At 46.0% G+C, this 19,123-nt stretch carries 15 protein-coding genes; 14 read left to right on the top strand and 1 reads right to left on the bottom strand.

The features are described 5' to 3' along the window. Nucleotides 1–126 precede the first annotated feature (126 nt). The 4 genes from HMPREF1222_RS02510 (at nt 127) to HMPREF1222_RS02495 (ending at nt 4,998) form a co-directional block, all read left to right on the top strand. Complete coding sequence (locus tag HMPREF1222_RS02510) at nt 127–2,553, top strand: chemotaxis protein CheA (RefSeq protein WP_016518073.1); 2,427 nt, start codon at nt 127–129, stop codon at nt 2,551–2,553. Nucleotides 2,554–2,570: 17 nt separating this feature from the next. Further along, nucleotides 2,571–3,914: a CheR family methyltransferase gene (locus HMPREF1222_RS02505; protein ID WP_016518072.1), complete on the top strand. Its 1,344-nt coding sequence runs from the start codon at nt 2,571–2,573 to the stop codon at nt 3,912–3,914. A 169-nt stretch (nt 3,915–4,083) separates the two neighbouring features. Continuing rightward, nucleotides 4,084–4,548, top strand: coding sequence for a chemotaxis protein CheX (locus tag HMPREF1222_RS02500; protein ID WP_006188200.1), 465 nt, complete (start codon nt 4,084–4,086; stop codon nt 4,546–4,548). Nucleotides 4,549–4,560: 12 nt separating this feature from the next. Beyond that, entirely contained in the window at nt 4,561–4,998 is a 438-nt protein-coding gene (locus tag HMPREF1222_RS02495) for a response regulator (protein ID WP_016518071.1), read from the top strand. 103 nt (nt 4,999–5,101) lie between these two features. Here HMPREF1222_RS02495 and HMPREF1222_RS02490 read toward each other — a convergent pair whose 3' ends face one another. Beyond that, entirely contained in the window at nt 5,102–5,782 is a 681-nt protein-coding gene (locus tag HMPREF1222_RS02490; RefSeq protein WP_016518070.1) for a helix-turn-helix domain-containing protein, read from the bottom strand. 137 nt (nt 5,783–5,919) lie between these two features. On the opposite strand from HMPREF1222_RS02490, the gene HMPREF1222_RS02485 reads away from it, so the two are divergent. The 10 genes from HMPREF1222_RS02485 (at nt 5,920) to rpsT (ending at nt 18,855) form a co-directional block, all read left to right on the top strand. Beyond that, nucleotides 5,920–6,936: a GerMN domain-containing protein gene (locus HMPREF1222_RS02485; protein WP_038076439.1), complete on the top strand. Its 1,017-nt coding sequence runs from the start codon at nt 5,920–5,922 to the stop codon at nt 6,934–6,936. A gap of 45 nt (nt 6,937–6,981) precedes the next feature. Continuing rightward, nucleotides 6,982–8,577, top strand: coding sequence for a spiro-SPASM protein (locus tag HMPREF1222_RS02480; RefSeq protein WP_016518068.1), 1,596 nt, complete (start codon nt 6,982–6,984; stop codon nt 8,575–8,577). Beyond that, nucleotides 8,549–9,514: a glycosyltransferase family protein gene (locus HMPREF1222_RS02475; protein WP_016518067.1), complete on the top strand. Its 966-nt coding sequence runs from the start codon at nt 8,549–8,551 to the stop codon at nt 9,512–9,514. Before HMPREF1222_RS02480 ends, HMPREF1222_RS02475 begins: the two co-directional genes overlap by 29 nt. Beyond that, entirely contained in the window at nt 9,511–12,273 is a 2,763-nt protein-coding gene (locus tag HMPREF1222_RS02470; RefSeq protein ID WP_016518066.1) for a cytidylyltransferase domain-containing protein, read from the top strand. The genes HMPREF1222_RS02475 and HMPREF1222_RS02470 overlap by 4 nt, the downstream gene beginning before the upstream one ends. Then, nucleotides 12,266–14,044: an ATP-grasp domain-containing protein gene (locus HMPREF1222_RS02465; protein WP_016518065.1), complete on the top strand. Its 1,779-nt coding sequence runs from the start codon at nt 12,266–12,268 to the stop codon at nt 14,042–14,044. Before HMPREF1222_RS02470 ends, HMPREF1222_RS02465 begins: the two co-directional genes overlap by 8 nt. Next, entirely contained in the window at nt 14,025–15,059 is a 1,035-nt protein-coding gene (locus HMPREF1222_RS02460) for an N-acetylmuramoyl-L-alanine amidase (RefSeq protein WP_016518064.1), read from the top strand. The genes HMPREF1222_RS02465 and HMPREF1222_RS02460 overlap by 20 nt, the downstream gene beginning before the upstream one ends. A 613-nt stretch (nt 15,060–15,672) precedes the next feature. Beyond that, nucleotides 15,673–16,032 carry a GerMN domain-containing protein gene (locus HMPREF1222_RS02450; RefSeq protein WP_232502066.1) on the top strand — a complete coding sequence of 120 codons (360 nt, stop codon included), beginning with the start codon at nt 15,673–15,675 and terminating at the stop codon, nt 16,030–16,032. A 143-nt stretch (nt 16,033–16,175) separates the two neighbouring features. Continuing rightward, nucleotides 16,176–17,237: a flagellar filament outer layer protein FlaA gene (locus tag HMPREF1222_RS02445; protein WP_006188213.1), complete on the top strand. Its 1,062-nt coding sequence runs from the start codon at nt 16,176–16,178 to the stop codon at nt 17,235–17,237. Between the two features lie 67 nt (nt 17,238–17,304). Next, the gene (locus HMPREF1222_RS02440; RefSeq protein ID WP_016518062.1) at nt 17,305–18,534 is read left to right on the top strand and encodes a RelA/SpoT domain-containing protein; all 1,230 of its coding nucleotides are present in this window, start codon (nt 17,305–17,307) and stop codon (nt 18,532–18,534) included. A gap of 48 nt (nt 18,535–18,582) precedes the next feature. Continuing rightward, nucleotides 18,583–18,855 (top strand): 30S ribosomal protein S20, encoded by a 273-nt coding sequence (gene rpsT, locus HMPREF1222_RS02435; protein ID WP_006188152.1) that lies wholly within the window; start codon nt 18,583–18,585, stop codon nt 18,853–18,855. Nucleotides 18,856–19,123 lie beyond the last annotated feature (268 nt).

Below are 19,123 nucleotides of genomic sequence, written 5' to 3'. Positions count from 1 at the left end.
TTTATAGCAACTCCTCTTAACTTATCAGACATTTTATCAATCTTCTTAATAACGATAAAAGCTAATTACTATAAAATTCGTATGCGAGACCTTGACTAATCTCAAAAAGCAATTAATATAATTGGTATGAGTGATTATCTGGATATCAATAATGAAGAATTATTGAAAGACTTTTTTAGTGAAGCAGAACAGCAAGTAGAACAATTGGAAAGTAATATCCTTGTTATCGAACAGGATCCTACTAATAAAGAGGCTATTGATGAAATTTTCCGAGCTGCTCATACGTTAAAAGGCGGTTCTGCAACTGTTGAAATGAGTGAATTATCCGGTTTCACTCATGCCGTAGAAGATTTGCTTGACGCTATCCGGTCAAATAAGGTTACAGTTACCGAAGATACTATTGATCTTTTACTGTATTCTTTGGATATCATTAAAGCAATGCTTGATGCACGAGCTAACGGTGATGTGTATAAAGAAGATGTTTCCGCAACCGTTGCCCGCTTGCGGTCTAATATACCGGAAAAGAAAGATAACAAAAAAACTGCTGCAAAAGCACCGCAGTCGAAACCTGCTGCTGCACCGGTAGAACAGCCGCAAGCAAAGGTTTCATCTTCCGGTGATGAGAATGCTGTCGATCCGGCATCCTTGCTTTCCGAATATGAAATATTGGAACTGCGCGAAGCCGTCCCTGCCGATAATAAAGTATACGCTATTCGTGTCAAATTTGATGAATCAAGTTTAATGAATACCGTCGGTGGAATTCAGGTGTTTGCCGCATTAAAACAGTCTGCAATGGTGCTTAAGACTGTTCCCGATTTTGACGCACTTTATGAAGATGAATTTCACCCTGAAGTTCTCTATTATGTTGCTTCATCTGCGAGTGAAAGCAGTCTGCTGTCGATTGCAAATATTCCCGATGTAACATTGAGCGCCTCCATCGATGAGCTGACCTTCAGTGCTGAAGGGGATGCCTCAAAAACAAAAGATGTCAAGCCGGAGCAGCCCGCTGCACAGGCAGCCGCAGCTCAGCCTGCCGCAGCCGATGCAGAACCGAAAGAAGAAGCGGCGCAGCCGGATGCACCGCAGCCTGCTGCATCCGGTGATGCCGGACATCCGAAACGCCCGCCTGCCGCAGCTGCGAATACCGGTCATTCGTCTTCCGGTTCAGTGCTGCGTGTTGATGCAAAACGAATTGACTATCTGCTTAACTTGGTCAGCGAAACGGTTATCACTAAAGCATCCCTTAACCAGAGTGCGATGGAATTTAATGAGCTGTATGCACTTTTCCAAAATGCTAACGGTGAGTATAAAGACCGAATCCGCAAGCTTTTGGATAAGTTCCCCACATATCTTGAAAAACTTCAGCAGGGTGCGGATTTAAATACCGTTAAGAAAGAACTTTCGGCGGATTATGCCGGTATGTTTGAACTTTTTAGTCAGTTTGAAACCTCGATGAAGTATTCGGTTACAAAATTCCGCTCTTCCGCACAGAATTTAGGGCGTATTTCCGGTGAATTGCAGGAAGGGGTTATGAAAATCCGTATGGTGCCTATTAGCCAGATTTTCAGCCGTTTCCCCCGCGTAGTTCGCGACCTTTCCAAAACTTTAAATAAGAACATTCAGCTTGTTATCGAAGGTGAAGACACCGAGTTGGATAAGTCCGTTGTCGAGGACCTCCTTGATCCTATCATGCACTGTGTGCGTAATTCGATGGATCACGGTATTGAAACTCCGGAAGACCGAAAAGCCTTGGGTAAATCCGAACAAGGAACGCTTCTTCTTAAAGCAAGCAATGAAGGCAATATGATTGTTATTGAAGTTGCCGATGACGGTAGGGGTATCGATATTGACGCCGTCAAAGCGAAGGCCGTTGAACGAGGCCTTTTACATCCGGGAAAAAACCTCACCGATGTCGAAGCGTATCAGCTGATCTTTGCACCGGGCTTTTCGACTTCAAAGACAATTTCCAGTGTTTCGGGTCGAGGTGTCGGATTGGATGTCGTTAAGACCCATATCGAAAAACTGAATGGAACCGTCACGGTTGTGTCTGAAAGAAACAGAGGAACCCGTTTTACAATAAAACTGCCGCTGACGCTTGCAATTATTCAAGGCTTGCTGATACGCGTCGGTGAAGAAGTGTATTCTATCCCGATTACTTCAGTTATTGAAAGTCATCGTGTGCGCAGCGAAGAAATTAACCGCATTGACAGTTATGAAGTGTTTAATGTGCGCGACGAGGTGATCAGCTTGTTGCGTCTGAATAGATTGTTCGGTGTTCCTTCTGCGGAAAAAGGTGATGACGGGCATCATTATATCGTTATTGTCGGAACAGCTGAAAAGAAAGTTGGACTGATGGTCGACAGTCTTATCGGTGAGGAAGATGTCGTTATCAAGCCCTTGAAAGATCAGTTTACAAATTCTCCGGGAATTGCCGGTGCTTCAATTTTAGGAGACGGATCCGTTTCATTGATTATTGATGTCGGGCAATTACTTGATTTGGGGTTAAAACAGGAAATGCATGCCCGTGAACGGCGCGAGGCTTCCATCTGGTAAAAGGGGATTAGATAACTATGGAAAGAACCGAGTTGAATACAAGCGTAAATGAAGAGATGCAAGAGGAATATGTCAGCGAACATGTTTCGATTATCGACTTTAAAATGATAACTTTTTCTCTTGCAGAAAAAGATTACGCAATCGATATTATGAAAGTAAAGGAGATCGCAAAAGCGAATAACTTTACGTATGTTCCGAATACGGCGCCGTTTGTACTTGGCGTGTATAACCTTCGCGGCGATATTATCCCCATTATCGATTTGCGTATTTTCTTCAATATTCCGATTAAGCAGCGTGCAAAAGATACTATTGAAAGTATGGTCATCATCAATGTTGACGATCAAACTTTCGGTATTGTTGTCGACCGAATTGATAAAGTAGTTGGGGTTTCAAAAAACACTATTCAACCGCCGCATCCTATTTTTGGTGATATAAATATTAAGTATATTTACGGCGTAGTAGAAAATGCCGGACAGTTATATATTTTATTGGATGTTGATCGTATTTTTGCTGCCCGTACCGTGACGGATGCTAAGCCGGTAGTTGTCGAAGAAGAAGCTGTACCGGCTGCTGCTGATACTGTTACAAAGGCTGTCGTGTCGGATGTTACTCAATCAAATGACGCGCTTGATATCCGCTTTATCGGTGATACGCTCGCTGCTCTTGGTCAATTCTATGCTTCTCCCGTCAATAATGCATGGTTGGAAAAACGGTATTACGAATGGCGGGATATGCGTGTTGCTTCCAGTATTCAGATACAATCGGAAGATCAAGCACGGGAGTTTTTGAGTAATTTTCTTTCACCGGACACACATCGTTTTTGGTCTGATGGGTATATGAATACGGTATTGGCGGCCTTACCCGACAATGATGCTAAAATTATTACTGTTTGGAATGTCGGATGTGATGCGGGATATGAAACATACAGCCTTGCAGTCTTACTAAAGCAAAAATATCCCCGATCTGCTATTAGAATTTATGCAAATGATGCCGATCTATTAGCTATTTCAAATGCACCGATGCTAACTGTTCCTGAAGATCAGGTAATCAATAGATTTAAACCGTATTTGGTGAAGGGTGTCAATGATTCATATAGTTTTAATCAAGAAATAAAAGATATGATCTTGTTTGAATACCATGATTGTTTGCACCAAAATACGGTGCCGGATGTCGACATTATTCTTGCGCGTGATGTATTGTCGTTTATGAAACCGGAAAAACAAAGTATATTATTGGAAGAGTTTAGAGACAAGCTGAAAACAACCGGTATTGTTATTTTAGGTGCAAATGAAATGATGCCTAAGCAGAGCGGTTGGATGCGGCAACTAATGGGGGATATAACTACTTTCTCACGGGAGTAGCTTGTAGCGGATAGCTGAAGATCGCTCAAGATTTTCAGTTATTGATAAACAGAGGGCTGGCTGCTGTTTGACAAGCGGCAGTCATGCGCAGTTTGTATAAAACTGAAAACGGACCTCGTACCGTAACGGATGTTATTATTCGTTTAATTTTTTTCGGAAGGAGATTTTGATGCGTGTAGAGTATATCAATCCGTTTAGCGAAGCTGCCTATAATATCTTAGTGCAAGTGCTCGGCGGTGAAGTTAAACGCGGTGACTTGTATTTGAAATCTACTTGTATGCCTGTGATGGGCGTTGCGGCAATTGTAGGTTTGGCCGGTGATGTTGAAGGGCGGGTTATTTTTGATATGACACCTGAAACGGCATTAAAGATCGCATCGACGATGAATCAAGAAGAGTTCACCGAATTTGATGAACTGGGCCGTGCGACAATCACGGAACTTGCTAACCTCATTACCGCACAAGCAGTAACAAAACTGCATGATCTCGGGTTTAAATTCGATTTAACCCCGCCTGCTCTTTTCACCGGTGATAATATGTCAATATCCAGCAGCGATATTGAGGCATTGATTGTACCGATGGAAACGGCGCAAGGTAAAGTTGAAATAAACGTTGCTATTCGCGACAGAGCATAAGAGGAGTAGGCTATGATTTCTAAACAAGATTTTCCGTCTATTAACGAACGTGCCCCGGGCGGTGTAAAGGCTGATGGTTCAGCTTATAAAGTCCTGGTGGTAGATGATTCTATTTTTGTTTCCAAACAGATTGGCCAAATTTTAACCAGCGAAGGTTATGAAGTTATTGCAACTGCTGTCGACGGTTTTGAGGGCGTTGAAAAGTATAAAGAGTTGTGTCCGAACGTTGACCTTGTTACTATGGGTATTACCATGCCTAAAATGGACGGTATTACAGCTCTTGAACAGATAATGGCTTTTGATAAAAATGCAAAAGTCGTTATGATCAGCGCTCTTGGAAAAGAAGAACTGGTAAAGAAATCGCTGCTGCTTGGAGCAAAAAACTATATCGTAAAACCGCTTGATCGCAAAAAGGTACTCGAGCGCATCGCTGCCGTTTTATCGAAATAGTGTAGTTTTCGCTATTTTACTGCCTTGCTGTACAGAAAAACTTTGTTAGTAAGGCAGTATTTTGCACCCGTTTGAATAGGCGGATAACTGCCGCGGATAGTGCTTATCTATGAATACAGAGCAGCTGGTAGGTATGCTTTTTGTACGTGATAATATAATCGTTTCCGAGAAGACGGTGTAGTTTATTTCTAAGCCGATAGATATGTGCCTGTACATAGTTTTGGCTGTTTTTAACATTTTGTGCATTTAATAATTCAATAATTTCTTCTATACTTATACCTTCTTGTTTTTCTAATAACTTGGTAATTAGTTGTTTTTGTTTCTCCGTAAAGTATTCCATTATCTGATTAACGGTGTTTGCGTTTGCATATCGAGCATTGAGGATTTCGGGTTCTATGTGATGTGTATTTTTTTCTTTTTGTTTCTTATACTTTCGAAGCCTTTTCTTAACTTTTTTAATCAGTTCTTTATCTTTTTCCGTTGTGAACGGATAGTAATAATATGACGATAGATAATGAACGGAAAAATCAAAGGTTGTTTCCGTTTCGGTATAGTCAATCACGGTAAAGGTTAAGCCGAGCTGATCGAGTAATTCCTCAATATTGATATTATAATGCGTTATTCTACTGTGTTCGATAAGTAATATTTTAAGCGATGGGCTTTCAAACTTTGAAAGAAAATCCTTTAAGCAATAAGCAGCCGCAACTTGTATATTGGCATCTTCAAGATACCGGTGGAGACTTCTATTTCTTTGCAGATCTTGATCATATAAAAGCACTCTCATACTTTTATTTTCGGTTTAATCCCCGTAATGCTCAATCGTTTATCGGAAATCCTCAAAACTTTATGATTTTGCGCCCTGTTTTTACCCTGTTTTCAGCCACTTGCATACGGAGTGTAAAGTATCGTATGATACATCCTATGGCAAAACGTACAAAAAGGAAAATATCGCTCGGCTGTCTTTTTTGGATTGTATTTATTTTATTGATTGCTGTGCTTTTTTTCTTAAATAAAGATACTATTTCTTTTGTTTTAGAGAAAACAAATGCAAGGAGTATATTCTCAAACAATAAAGTTGAAAAAACTCAAGAATCTACACAGACACTGCCTGAAATTCAATCTAAAGAAGATAGTGCGGGTGGTGCACCGGTAACGGGAGACGGCAGTAAAGAGCCGGAACAGGATGCAAAGACCGAACCGGCCAAGCTTCAGCAAAATGCCAAGCAGCAATCTGCGGATAAGCAGCCGGCTGCACCGGTAAAGCCTGAACCTGCTAATCCGCGAAACAGTGAGCAAATCAAGAAAACATCGCCGGAAAATCAAACGCAGAGTGCTTCTCAACAAAGCACTGCACAGACAACCGCACCGAATGCGGCGACGTCTAAACCGGCTGATGAACGAACTGCGCAGCGCAGCACTGCAGCTGTGCAACAGCAGCCGTCAGTATCTTCATCGGCGCCGTCATCCGCTGCAGCCGTACCGGTAAAACCGGCAGCCGATAAAGATCAGTCGGTTTCAGTCAGAAAAGCGGTTATATATTGGATACGGGTGGATGCGGACGGAAAACTGCTTCCGAAAAGCGCAGTCCGGTTGATGCCTAAATCCGACGCACCGATGAGCGATGCGCTTGAAGCGCTTTTTGCCGCTCCTACCGTAGAGGAATTAAAACAGGGCGTGCGGACGCTTGTACCGCCGGGGACAAAGCTCCGTTCAGCATGGGTAAAAGACGGTGTGGCTTTTATCAATGTGAGCGAAGAATTTCAATTTAACCAATACGGTATCGACGGAGCGTTGGCACAGCTTTCGCAGGTTGTCTTTACGGCAACGGAGTTTTCGACCGTAAAATCGGTGCAGTTCCTAATCGAAGGGCAAAAAAAAGATTATCTCGGCGCGGAGGGTGTGTGGATCGGTTCGCCGCTTTCGCGTACCTCTTTCTAACTGCATCGGTTTAAATAAAGACCTTTTGCGCCGATATTGGAGAATATGAAATCTTTTGTTGTGCTGGCTGCTAACGGTATTTCCGATTATGCCATGCAGCCGCTTACCGAAGGCGGCTATACCGCCCTTGCTTCCGCTCTGGAGCGTACAAGCCGTTTTCCCGATTATGCGGGTACAATTATCACTGCCGAAGCGGAGCGATGCGCTGAAATTCAAAAATACTGCGGTGAGGTGCGCCCTGCCGCCCTGCCGCCGGTGCAGGTTGTTCCGGTTGCGGAACATACTGCAGCTGCGTTTTTTCAGGCACTGAGTCCTTTTGCTGCGGAAGCCGATCACCTCTTTATTGCGTGGGCGGACGCTCCGTTTTTAGACAGCTCCGGTGCGGCGCAGCTTTATGCTCAACATTGCACATATAAGGCGGAATACAGTTTTGCGGACGGATACCCCGAAGGCTTGCTTCCGCAAATCGTAGCGGCGGGGCTTGTGCCGATATTAGCGGCGCTGCCTTTTGCGGCAGAGGTACCGCTTAACCGTTCCTTTCTCTTTGATACCATTAAAAAAGATATAAACTCTTATGATTTGGAGACCATGATCGCCCCCGATGACGTGCGGTACCTCAGGCTTGCCTTCTACACCGGCGACAAGGCTTCATGGCTCTTGTGCCGGCATTTTGCCGGTATCACTGCGGAAAATTATGCGGCGTACATTTCGGAGCGGCTGGAGTATTTGCGTACCTTGCCCGCCTATTACGGGATTGAAATAACAGCCTATCACCCATTGCATTCCATTTACCGCCCCAAGCTGTTTCCGGAACACTTTGACCTTTCTTGCTGCATGGATGTTGAATACGCCGTCCGGCTTATCGATGCGATTGCCGCCTTTTCCGAAAGTGCGGTTATTTCGTTGTCATTGTACGGGGAGCCGCTCCTGCATCCGCATTTTGCAGCGATTGCAGCGCAGATACTGAACCATCGGAATCTTTCGGTATTGATAGAAACAAGCGGCATTACGGAACAGCCCGCAGATACGGAGCAAGCCGTAGATAATGCACCCTATTTTGACCGGCTGGCTCAAGTTTGTAAGGACGCGCCGCCGAGAAGCAACGGACACTTACCGGTTTACTGGATTGTCGATGTCGATGCAGCGGGCTCAAAAACATACGGCGCGGTTCATCAGCTTTCCGATGAGGACGCCGAACGCTGTTTAAAGCAGGCGGTAACCTTTGCGGATCGGTTAGCTCAAGTGTTTCCAAAGGCCGTATGGGTACAGATGACGCGGATGAATGAAAACGAGGCGGAGCTGGAACCTTTCTACCGGCTATGGGAAAAGAGGGAAGCAAAGCCGCTTATTCAAAAATACGATCACCTTTGCGGGGCGCTTCCCGATCGGCGTCCTGCAGATATTGCTCCGCTCCATCGGCATCCGTGCTGGCATCTCAAGCGGGATATGTCTATATGTACGGACGGAACCGTTCCGCTCTGTAAAGAAGATTATAATCGTTCGGTTGTACTTGGTAACGCTTTTACGATGCCGCTCGAAACGATTTGGCAAAACGGACAGGATTTTTACCGTGAGCAGATACAATCCTGCTATAAGGGGGTATGTGAACATTGTGACGAATATTATACCTACAACTTTTAATGAGCGGAAAGTTTCATATACCATTATCGGCGGTATGCAGTATCGGGGAGAAAATCGGCCGGAAGATTTTTGCGTTATTGTGTTAAACCGCGGCAGAAGGTATTATCGTCCTTTCTTTTTTGAACAGCTGCTGGCGGAAGGCTTTACCTCCGTTATTTCGATAGAGTCGAGCACCGATGCCGGCGATATGGAAACCTTAACCGCAAAATTTCCGCAAGTACGTTTTTTATTTCCGCAAGAAAAGCTCACCGTCGGGGAGATGATCAATATCGGCTTTGCGGAAACAGCCGCCCCGTATATCATGGTATTATGGAATGATACGCATATTCCGCCGGGAAGTTTTACCGAACGGGTGCTTGAAAAAATTAAGCAAGAGCATTTATTTTGCGCAGCGCCGGTGCTGGCGAATGCGCGGGGAGAAGCGGTTCCCAATCAGATGGTTCCCAGCTTGAACGGAAACCGGTTTTCCACCGAACAGTTTCCCTGCATCAAAAATAAGACGGCAACGATCTATCCCTATGATTTTATGGGAATTTATAGTAGAAATAAGTGTATGCAACTCGGCGGTTTCGATTACACTATTCAGAATCCCTATTGGCAAAACCTTGATCTCGGCTTTCGTGCCTACCTCTGGGGAGAGTCGATCCGTATCTTTACTTCATTCCGGATTCATTATGAAGGAGAACCGGCGCCGGAAAATATTTCTACCGATGCCTCGTACCGGCAGTTCTATCTCAAGAATCTTGCGCCGGAGCTGACGGACGGGGAGGCTGCTATTCCTTTTAAGTTATTCTGGAGTTATTTGTGTAACTCCGGTTTAAATCCGCTGCACGCATGGCAGCATTTTTCTGCCGTACGCCGATGGACTGAACTGAATAAAAATCGGTTTACCGCCACCGCCCGTACGCTGATAGAGCATTGGGAGCCTTTTATATGAGCGTTTATTCGGGCGTTGCCGTTGTCGTACAAGCACGCCTTAATTCTTCACGGCTACCGCGCAAGGCGCTTTTAAACCTTTGCGGTAAGCCGCTTCTTGCCTATACGCTTGAAGCGATGCGGGAGATTCCTGCGGAGCGGTACATCCTTGCCTGCGACAAGGCCTCTGCGGCGGACTTTGCGCCGATAGCGGAGCACTATCATTATACCCTCATCAGCGGTTCTGAAACCGATGTGTTGGGGCGCTTTTGTTCGGTGATCAGGCAGTTTGAAACCTCGCTCCGGCCTATTACGACGATTATCCGTGCGACGGCGGATAATCCTTTTTTGTTTACCGAAGCGGCCGAAGCCTCCGTTCAGCGGTTCGTAGAACTGGGAGAGCCCGATTACTTTACTTACACCGGACTTCCGCACGGCAGCGGCGTCGAAATTTTAAAGGCAAAGAGTCTTCTTACTGCGGAGCGGCTCACCGATGACGTGTATGACCATGAGCACGTCGGCCCCGCCCTGTATCGGCATACCGACACCTTTATCTGTGTAAAAGAAACCGCTCCGGTGCGGTGGTATGCGCCGCACCTCCGGACGACGGTGGATACGCAGGAGGATTTTGAGCGTGCGGAATTGATGATGCAGTACCTGCAAAGGGAAAAAGCCTCAATGCCTCCGTCTTCCTCCGCAGTGATGAATGCGTGCCGTTATGCCGACAGAATTGCAGTCTTTATTCCGTCGGTACGGGAAGGGCAGGGAACGGGGCATCTCCGCCGCGCCTGCAGCTTGATACAAGAACTGTCTCCTCAGCTGCGCTGCGTACTGTATCTCCCTTCATCCCAGCCTCCGTTTGTGCGGGATGTGATTAAGAAAATGGGAATTACCGAGACGGTCAGCGAAATTCCCGATCAAGCCTGTGTTTTTATCCTCGATAATTTTAGGACGCAGGCGGAAGAAGTGCGTCAGCTTAAAAAAATTGCACCGGTGATTGCCTTGGACGAAGGAGGAGAGGGTAGGGCGTTTGCCGATTATCTAATCGATATTCTCCCTTCTTTGCCCGGCAAAAGCGGATTAACCACACCGCCTGCTGATAATGTATCGGTCGGAGCGTCGGAGACATCGGGTGCGCCGCAGGGGGCATCGGCTTCATCGACGGAGCCGTTACATCGTACTGCAGATCATTCAGAGCGTAGTACCGATTATTCCGACAGTGCCGAACGTAGTACAGATCACTTAGAATCGATTGAAGCGCTCCGTGCGAATCTCACCGAAGTCAACTTTATCGAGCTGCCTCGGAAACGGAAGCGGGACGGCGCATTGAAAAAATATGAAAAGAACGGAAGATATTTTTTCCCGCTTGAAAATGCCAAACTCCTGATTGCATGCGGCGGGGAAGATGCCGCTCAAATGGGACTTCCTCTTGCTTATACGCTTGCCGAACTCGGCGCGGAAGTTTCCGTCATTGAGCCGAGCGAAAAAAAATATGCCCAGCAGAAAATGAACCTCTATGTGTATCCTTATTTGGAAAACCTGAGGGATAGGCTCTGCGAATGGGACATCGTGGTAACGCACTACGGTTTTACCGCCTTTGAAGCGCTCGCTGCAGGCTGCGCCGTCATTCTGGTCTCTCCAACCGATTATCATTATCAGCTGGGTATCAACGCGGGATTTTCCACGATGCCCGCAGGTATTCCTTCCGCTCAGGATTTTAAGGCACTGTTCAAAGCCGGTATCGGTATTCCGTCCATCGTTACACCTCAGTCAAAAGAGAAAAGCCTTGCGCGTTTTATCTTAAAGCTTTCTACGGCAACCGCGCACCGCTGCCCGCTCTGCGACGAACAATCTCCGCTTCCTCCCGAAGGCAGGGCGGAAAATAAAACCGTTTCACTCTGTCCGGTTTGCGGGATGCACTATCCTTCGTTCATTGCCGCCGAGAAAAAAGACTACAGCGAGCAGTATTTTTTTGAAGAATATCAGGCACAATATGGAAAAACCTATCTTGAAGACTTTGAATCGATTAAGCGGCAGGGCTTACGCCGGATGTCGATCATCAATGCAATCTATGCAAAGGTTTTTAACGGCGGCAAGGAAGAATCTCTTTTTGAAGGGCTTCACCACGGCACAAAGAGGATTCTCGATGTAGGCTGCGCTTACGGCCCCTTCCTTGCGGCTGCAAAGGAAGCCGGCTGGAATCCGGTCGGTACCGATATTTCCGCGGAGGCTGTGCACTATGTTTGCAAGACGCTGCAGCTTCCCGCGTGTCAGGCGCCGTTTCCCGTACTTCCGGCACGGTTCCCTTTTACGGTTGAAAAAACCTTTACCGAACAGCATAATCAATCGCTCAGCATTCCGCTTGAAGCGGGCGGTTTTTCCGCGGTAACGATGTGGTTTGTGATCGAGCATTTTCAAGATTTGAATTCGGTGCTGCAGAAGGTTTACGAACTTTTGATCGGCGGAGGGCTTTTTGCCTTTTCGACGCCAGCATTGTCTGGCGTTACCGGCCGCTGGAACCGCCGCCTCTTTTTTGCGCAGAGCCCGACCGATCACTATACTATCTGGGATAGGCGTCAGGCAAAAAAACAGCTGGAACGTTACGGCTTTACCGTAAAAAAGATCGTGTCTATCGGGCATCATCCCGAGCGGTTCCCTCACGCCGCAAAGATAAAAAAAGGCGGCCTCCGGTGGAACATACTGATGCTGGTCAGTAAGCTTTTTAAGCTGGGAGACAGCATGGAAATCTATGCGGTAAAGATGGGAGCGTTTGATGACTAAAAAACGGGTGTTTATGCTCGGTGCGGGGTTTATGCAGGGCGTTGCGATACGCGCTGCCCGCGCGCTCGGCTGCACCGTTGTTGCAGCCGACGGAAATCCGTCCGCAGTGTGCGCAGGAGAAGCCGATGAGTTCGTATGCATCGACTTAAAAGATACCGCGCGCCTCATCGACTATGCGCGGTATTTACAGCAGAATGGCGGACTCGATGCGGTGTTTACCGCCGCGACGGATTTCTCCGCCGCAGTTGCCGCGATCGCGGCTGCCTGCGGCTTGCGCGGGCACACACTGGAAGCAGCGCTCAATGCGACGGACAAGGTGCGGATGCGCGAATGTTTCCGTAAAGCCGGCGTTCCGTCTCCTGCTTTTATCGAATTGACCGCCGCCGATCTTGAAACTTCTGCCTCTGCGGGCGCTGTTTTACATGCTGCGGTTCCGGCCGGAGCGGCGGAACCTTTTGCAGCTGCCGGTAGGAGCGTCTCCGAGTTTGAGTCCGGTACGCGTGAGCGGCTTGCCGTTCTGCTTGGAGAACTTGCAGGGCGTTTCCCCTTGGTGGTAAAGCCCGTCGATAACATGGGCGCCCGCGGGTGTTCGCTGGTCAAAGATATTTCCGGTTTACGGGAAGCGGCGGCAACCGCCGTGCGGTATTCGCGGAGCGGGCGCGTCATTGTTGAAGAATACATAGAAGGAAGCGAGTTTTCTATAGAAGGGCTGATCTTCGGCGGGCGGCTTTATGTAACCGCGCTTGCCGATCGGCATATCTTTTTTCCGCCGTATTTTATCGAGATGGGGCATACCATCCCGTCGGATTGCCCCCAAGAAATTGCCGATGAGGTTATTTCCGTGTTTGAGCGCGGCGTTCATGCGCTCGGCTTAACTGACGGAGCGGTGAAGGGTGATATTTTAGTGCGGGGCGGTAAGGCTTTTGTCGGAGAGATCGCCGCCCGTCTTTCAGGCGGCTACATGTCCGGCTGGACTGTTCCCTACAGTTCCGGGCTGGATATTACGGCGGCGGCGCTGACGTTAGCGCTCGGCGGTTCGCCCCGGCTGCACACCTGCGGCAAGGATCATTTCGTAGTGCCGCTTAAACAGAACTGTTCGTTTGTTTCTGCAGAGCGGGCATGGATTTCCATCCCTGGGCAGGCGGCGGCCGTCAGCGGCTTGGAAGCCGCGCGCGCAGTGCCCTTCGTAAAAGATGTGTTTCCCCGTGCCGGTGCAGGCGATACGGTGGTGTTTCCGCAGAACAATGTGGAAAAATGCGGCAACGTATTGAGCGCTGCGCCGAGCCGCCTCGAAGCGGTGCAGGCAAGCGAGACTGCCTGCCGTAAAATCGTACTGAGGCTTAAACCCCATGTCGCGGAAACCGAAGCGTTTTTAGCCGATGTGCGTTCTCCCGCAGAACAGCGGGCATTTCCGCCGAATTTTCTGCAATTTACGGAGCCGCTCATCGGCGCCGACTCTGCCGCTTCGGGTGTTTTTTTCGAGCGCTTACTCGCGGATGCGGCTTACGAAGAAAAAGACGGGTTTATCCTGCCGTGCTTTTTAACCGCTGCGCTCGATTCCGCCCGCGACCTGCAAGGAAGGACGCTGCGGGAACTGCTGCGTCAGGCGCTCGGCGAAGAACCGGGACTGGCTGCCGTGCTGTGTTCAGTTCCGGCGGAAAGCAGCTCCGCCGCTTCTCCGGATATGCAGCGGAAGAACGGATATTGGAAGGCGCTAATCCGCGGCGGACTGCAAGGATTACTCTATCGGTATGACTGCGAAAAGGCATAACAGTAAATTTTTTATTACCGGCATTCTCTTCTTTTTGCTGAGCTGTGTTCCCGCACTTGCAGCCGATAAAACCGTCTCTGTGCTTGACGCTGCAAAAGCGCTTGACGCAGATCTGACATGGGATCCGCTTTCACAGGAAATCACCTTCACTGTCGGCGATCATACGGCGCAGTGCCGGATCGGCCGTCCGCTCGTATTTTTTGACTACCGTGAAACAGTGCTCGCTCAAGCTCCTCAGATAGGGACTAACGCTCACCCCCAGCTCCCCGCAGCGCTCTTTACCCAGCTGGAAGATTTCTTTAAGCAGTTTGATACCGGCTCGTTTTTCCGTGTCGGCGCAATTCTCATCGATCCCGGGCACGGTGGAAAAGATCCCGGTACCGTCGGTTCTTATGTCGAAAACGGTAAGACTATTCCCGTGTATGAGAAAAATATTGCGTTAACCGTTTCTGTTACGCTCTATGATATGTTATCTAAAAATTATCCCGATAAAAAAATTCTCCTTACCCGCTCGGGTGATACGTATCCCAGTTTGGAGGAACGGGTCGAAATGGCAAATAAGGTTTCGCTCAAAAAAAACGAGGCGATACTGTATATTTCGATTCATGCAAACGCTTCTCCGTTCAATAAAAAACCTTACGGTTTTGAGGTTTGGTATTTACCTCCCGACTATCGCCGTGATTTAATCGACAAGAATACTGCATCGAAAGAAATTGTACATATTTTAAATTCGATGCTTGAAGAAGAATTTTCTACCGAAAGTATTTTGATTGCAAAAAATATTTCTGACGGTTTGGAGGCACAGATCGGTAAGGAAAGCAAAAACCGCGGTTTAAAAGAAAAAGAATGGTTCGTCGTGCGGAACGCAAAGATGCCGAGCGTCCTTATCGAGCTTGGTTTTGTAAGCAATCCCGAAGAAGCAAAGCGGCTGAATACCCCCTCCTACTTGCAAAAATGCGCACAGGGCATATATAATGGCCTCACCGCATTTATCTCTCGCTTCGAGAGTCAATAGGTAAAATTGGGTAACCGCACGAGAAATATTTGAGCGGTTACCTTCCTTTTGCACGAAATTTCAAAGGTATAAGGTGAGCGTCTAAGATGGCGCCGCTCACCTTAACCGTCAAGTTTTCGAAAGAAAACTTGCTTATTGGTGCGTGCGCTTTCAGCGCACCAATGCAACAGTTTCCAAAATTTATATTTTGTTCAACTGTCGCATTTTAAAGAAACAAAATTTCGTGCGATTTATTGTTAAAAGCAGGGTAATCGCATCAGACAAATGGATAAGAATCGCAGAAAAATGGACTGTTTTTGAAAATCTTTCCGTAAGCCTTTTAAAAATAGGCGGAGCAGATGCTAGGAGCCTAGCCGAAATAAAACGGAGACATATCGGGTATATGGCGAGTATTTATTTCGGCGTAGCGACAACGCAGATGCCCGCATATTTTTAAAAGGAAAGGTTGAACAGCCTTAATTATTCTGCGGGGATTTTCAAAAAATATCTGATGCGATTACCCTGATAGGTAAGGTAAAATATGAACTTTTTTACAAAGCCGAGGCTGATATGCTGGGGGCTTCTCGCTGTAATTTCCGGAGTGTTGTTTGTATCGTATATGATGAGTCCTAAAATGGAACGTACGCTTTTATATTTTCCGGCAAACGATCATACTGTCGGCGTTGAAGAGCGGTATCTGCCTCAGCTTCCCGAATCGGAATTTGCCGTATCGCTTGTCAATGAACTGCTGCTCGGCCCTTCCGATCACCGCTTTTTACGGTTTGCCGATCCTCAGTTACGGCTCCGCAGCTGCTTTGTCCGGGATAACGCACTTTATGTCGATTTACCCGCTCAAGTTTTAACACCCGCTGTTAAAACCCCCGATTTTTATACCGTTTATACTTTACTGCAAAAAAATATCACCGTAAACTGTAAGCATATCGATTCCGTTTATTTTTATATCGACGGTGTGCCGGCATATCAGCAGCTCTAAAAAACGCTTTACTAAAAAACCGCTTTACATATATAAAAAATTCTCATGTTTTAGCCGATAATAAAAAGAGTTGACAAGAATAGGTATCTTTCGTATACTTATTTTCAACAGGGCATTCTTAACAATGGAAAAGGAGCTTTTGAATGAAAAGAACAAGCATACTTGTAGCAATTGCACTTCTCTTTATCGGTGCATTTGCGGTTGCTGAAGAAGCAATTTTGGTTGACTTTGCGTTATTGAACGCAGATATCCTTGCGGATAAGAACGGCGCCATGACTCAAAACCGCAGAACGGTTATGGATTATGCTACCGTCGCAGGTTCTACCTACACCGATGAGCAGAAGGCTCTGATGAGAACATCATTGGCTATCGGTCAATGGGAAGTGGTTTTGAACTCTTCTTCCCGCAATCCTACTGCTGTTGCGGTTTCTCATGCCGCTGAATCAAAAGTAAGCGATGAAGCGAAAAATTTTGCAGGCCAAACCTTAATGGGTGTCCGCATTGAATTCCCGCTTTGGGCACACAATGCAAGTGCTACGATTGAACCCACTTTTGATATCCCCGTATATGAACCGCTTGCACAGGTTGATGATCAGGGAAATGTTCAGGAAGCCACTGATGAAGAAAAAGCTTCCGGAAAAGGCCGCTTTGAAGACGGATACGGCGTTGTACGCAATACCGGTGTCATCAAGTCTATTGCAGTTAATACCTATGGTATGAATTTCCCCCATGGGCTGTATGTACTCATCCGCAATGAAAAGAATGAAGTAAAACGCTATTTCATGGGTTATTTGCTGTTTGACGGATGGAAAGAGCTTGTATGGAACAATCCTGCATATTTGAGCGATGTACGCAGCCGTGAAACCCGCATCTATCCTGCCTATCCTACTTCACTCCCGTACTGCACATTTGAAGGATTCTTGGTAACTCGTGATGCAGCACATGAAGGCGGATCTTTTGTAGGTTACTTCAAAGATGTTAAACTCATCTATGACAAAGCCGTGTTGAACACCGTACGTGATTTTGCGGATGAAGATATCTGGGGTATCCAGACAAAATTGAACAATGAGCGTATGCAGCGTGAAGTTGCCCGTTTCGGTCAAACACAAGTTCTCCGCTTCTTAGAGCAGGAGAAGATGGCAACCGAAGCCGGCTTTACTCCTTCTGAAGGTTCAGCTGCTGCTGCCGAAAATACAAAGCAATAGTCAGTGGTAAGCTGATAATGAATAGGCGGTATATTCTACCGCCTATTTTTTTGTTTCGAGTTTCGTTATGTCAGTCGATACCGTATGGATACCAGATAAAAATCAATTAAAAAAACAGTATAATGAATATCATGCGCATTTTACCGTCTTATTAAAGCGTCTTGAAGACCATTTGCGATCAATTGTTAAGGTATCGGCGCTGCCCGCGTATAAAACACGGGTAAAAAGTTTTGACAGCTATTATGCAAAGTTATTAAAATTTCCCCCGGCAGATCCTGCAATTAAATTTCCGGTTGTTACCGATTTAATCGGTATTCGGATTGTATGCCCTTTTTTGCAAAACCTTGGTGAAGTGGAAGACCTTTTGGTAAAAAATTTTACCGTTAGAGAAGTAGAACGGAAGGGGGCAGGTCGTACGTTTCGGGAATTCGGCTATGAATCTACCCATATTTTAGCCGATATCCCCGAGAGCTTTAAGGTCGGTCTATTGCTGCCGGAAAATCTGATATTTGAAGTCCAAATTAGAACGATTTTACAGGATGCATGGGCGGAAGTTGAGCATGAACTGATTTATAAATTTGAATTTTCCCCTTTTGATTTTCCGCTTAAACGGAAGTTTGCTTCCATCAATGCAAGCCTCAGCCTTGCCGATATTCTGTTTCAAGAAATTAGAGATGCTCAAAACAGTTTGAATACTGAATTGGATAAACGGCGTGAACAGTTTTATTTGCGTGCCGATGAGTTTACAAACGGACTGCTCGGCGATTCTGCAGAGGCTGAAGAAAAAACTGCTATGGAATCGGCAAATAATTCGGTTTTGGAAACAATCGATAGTATGATTTTCCATGCTATCAGGGCTCATAATTGCGGTGATTTTGCAACGGCGGAGACTCTGTATACTAAGATATTAGACCAAAAACCGAACGCATTAGTGGCTTCTATTGTTTATAAACATCGCGGTATGGCTTTTTTTGCTCAAGGAGCTTATGAAAGGGCATATAAAGATTTTTCTGCAAGCCTTAATGAAAATCCTAAAAATTTCCGCTCGTATTACTATGCCGGTATTGTATTGATGATGATGGATAAAAATCCTGATGCAATCGCTATGTTTACCAAGTCGCTTGAAATAAACGGGTATCAAGCGCATGTTTATTTTAGGCGTGCGTTGGCTTATTTCCAAGAAAATCAGCTTATCTTGGCCTTACATGATCTTGATAATGCTGTTGCTCTTGGCCTTTCTGCCGAAGAAGAAAAGAAATTACGGGCAGCTATTGCAAAAAAGATTGATATGGTTTAATATTAGCATTCTGTATTGTATGCTAGTAATTTTATTGGAGGTTTTTAAATGGCAAATAATGCATCTGCTATAAAACGGCATAAACAAAGCGAAGTTCGCCGTATTCATAATAAATCGGTGAAATCGGCAGCGCGAACCTGTGCTAAAAAATATACGCTTGCTGTTGTTGAAAAAAATGCCGAATCGGCTATGACTTTATTGAAAGAACTTGCGCATCAGCTTGATAGCGCTGCTCGAAAGGGAATTATTACAAAAAATGCTGCTGCACGAAAGAAGTCCCGTATGCAAAAGTTGTATAATGTAACTTTTTTACAAAAATAGCGTATTTATCTTTTTACATTTTCATTATCCCTTATTCTTTTTTATTTTGTCAATCGAATTGCAGTGTATTTTAAGAACTGTTTTCTATTGAATAGTGTATCTATCGATCTGATGGAGTACAAACTGAATATGGATAATATAATATAAATGACACTCCTTACGCTTCTGCCTTTTTAGAGCAGCAGCCGGCTTTTTAACTTTATTGTTCACTGTTTGTGCTGCTGTTTTAAAGGCTGCTTTTATACTAAGTTTTGTATTCCAACTGGAA

It is taken from the genome of Treponema vincentii F0403 (assembly GCF_000412995.1).
Lineage (GTDB): Bacteria > Spirochaetota > Spirochaetia > Treponematales > Treponemataceae > Treponema > Treponema vincentii.
The sequence above is the reverse complement of the archived record's forward strand: the minus strand, read 5'-3'. Positions and strand labels throughout refer to the sequence as shown.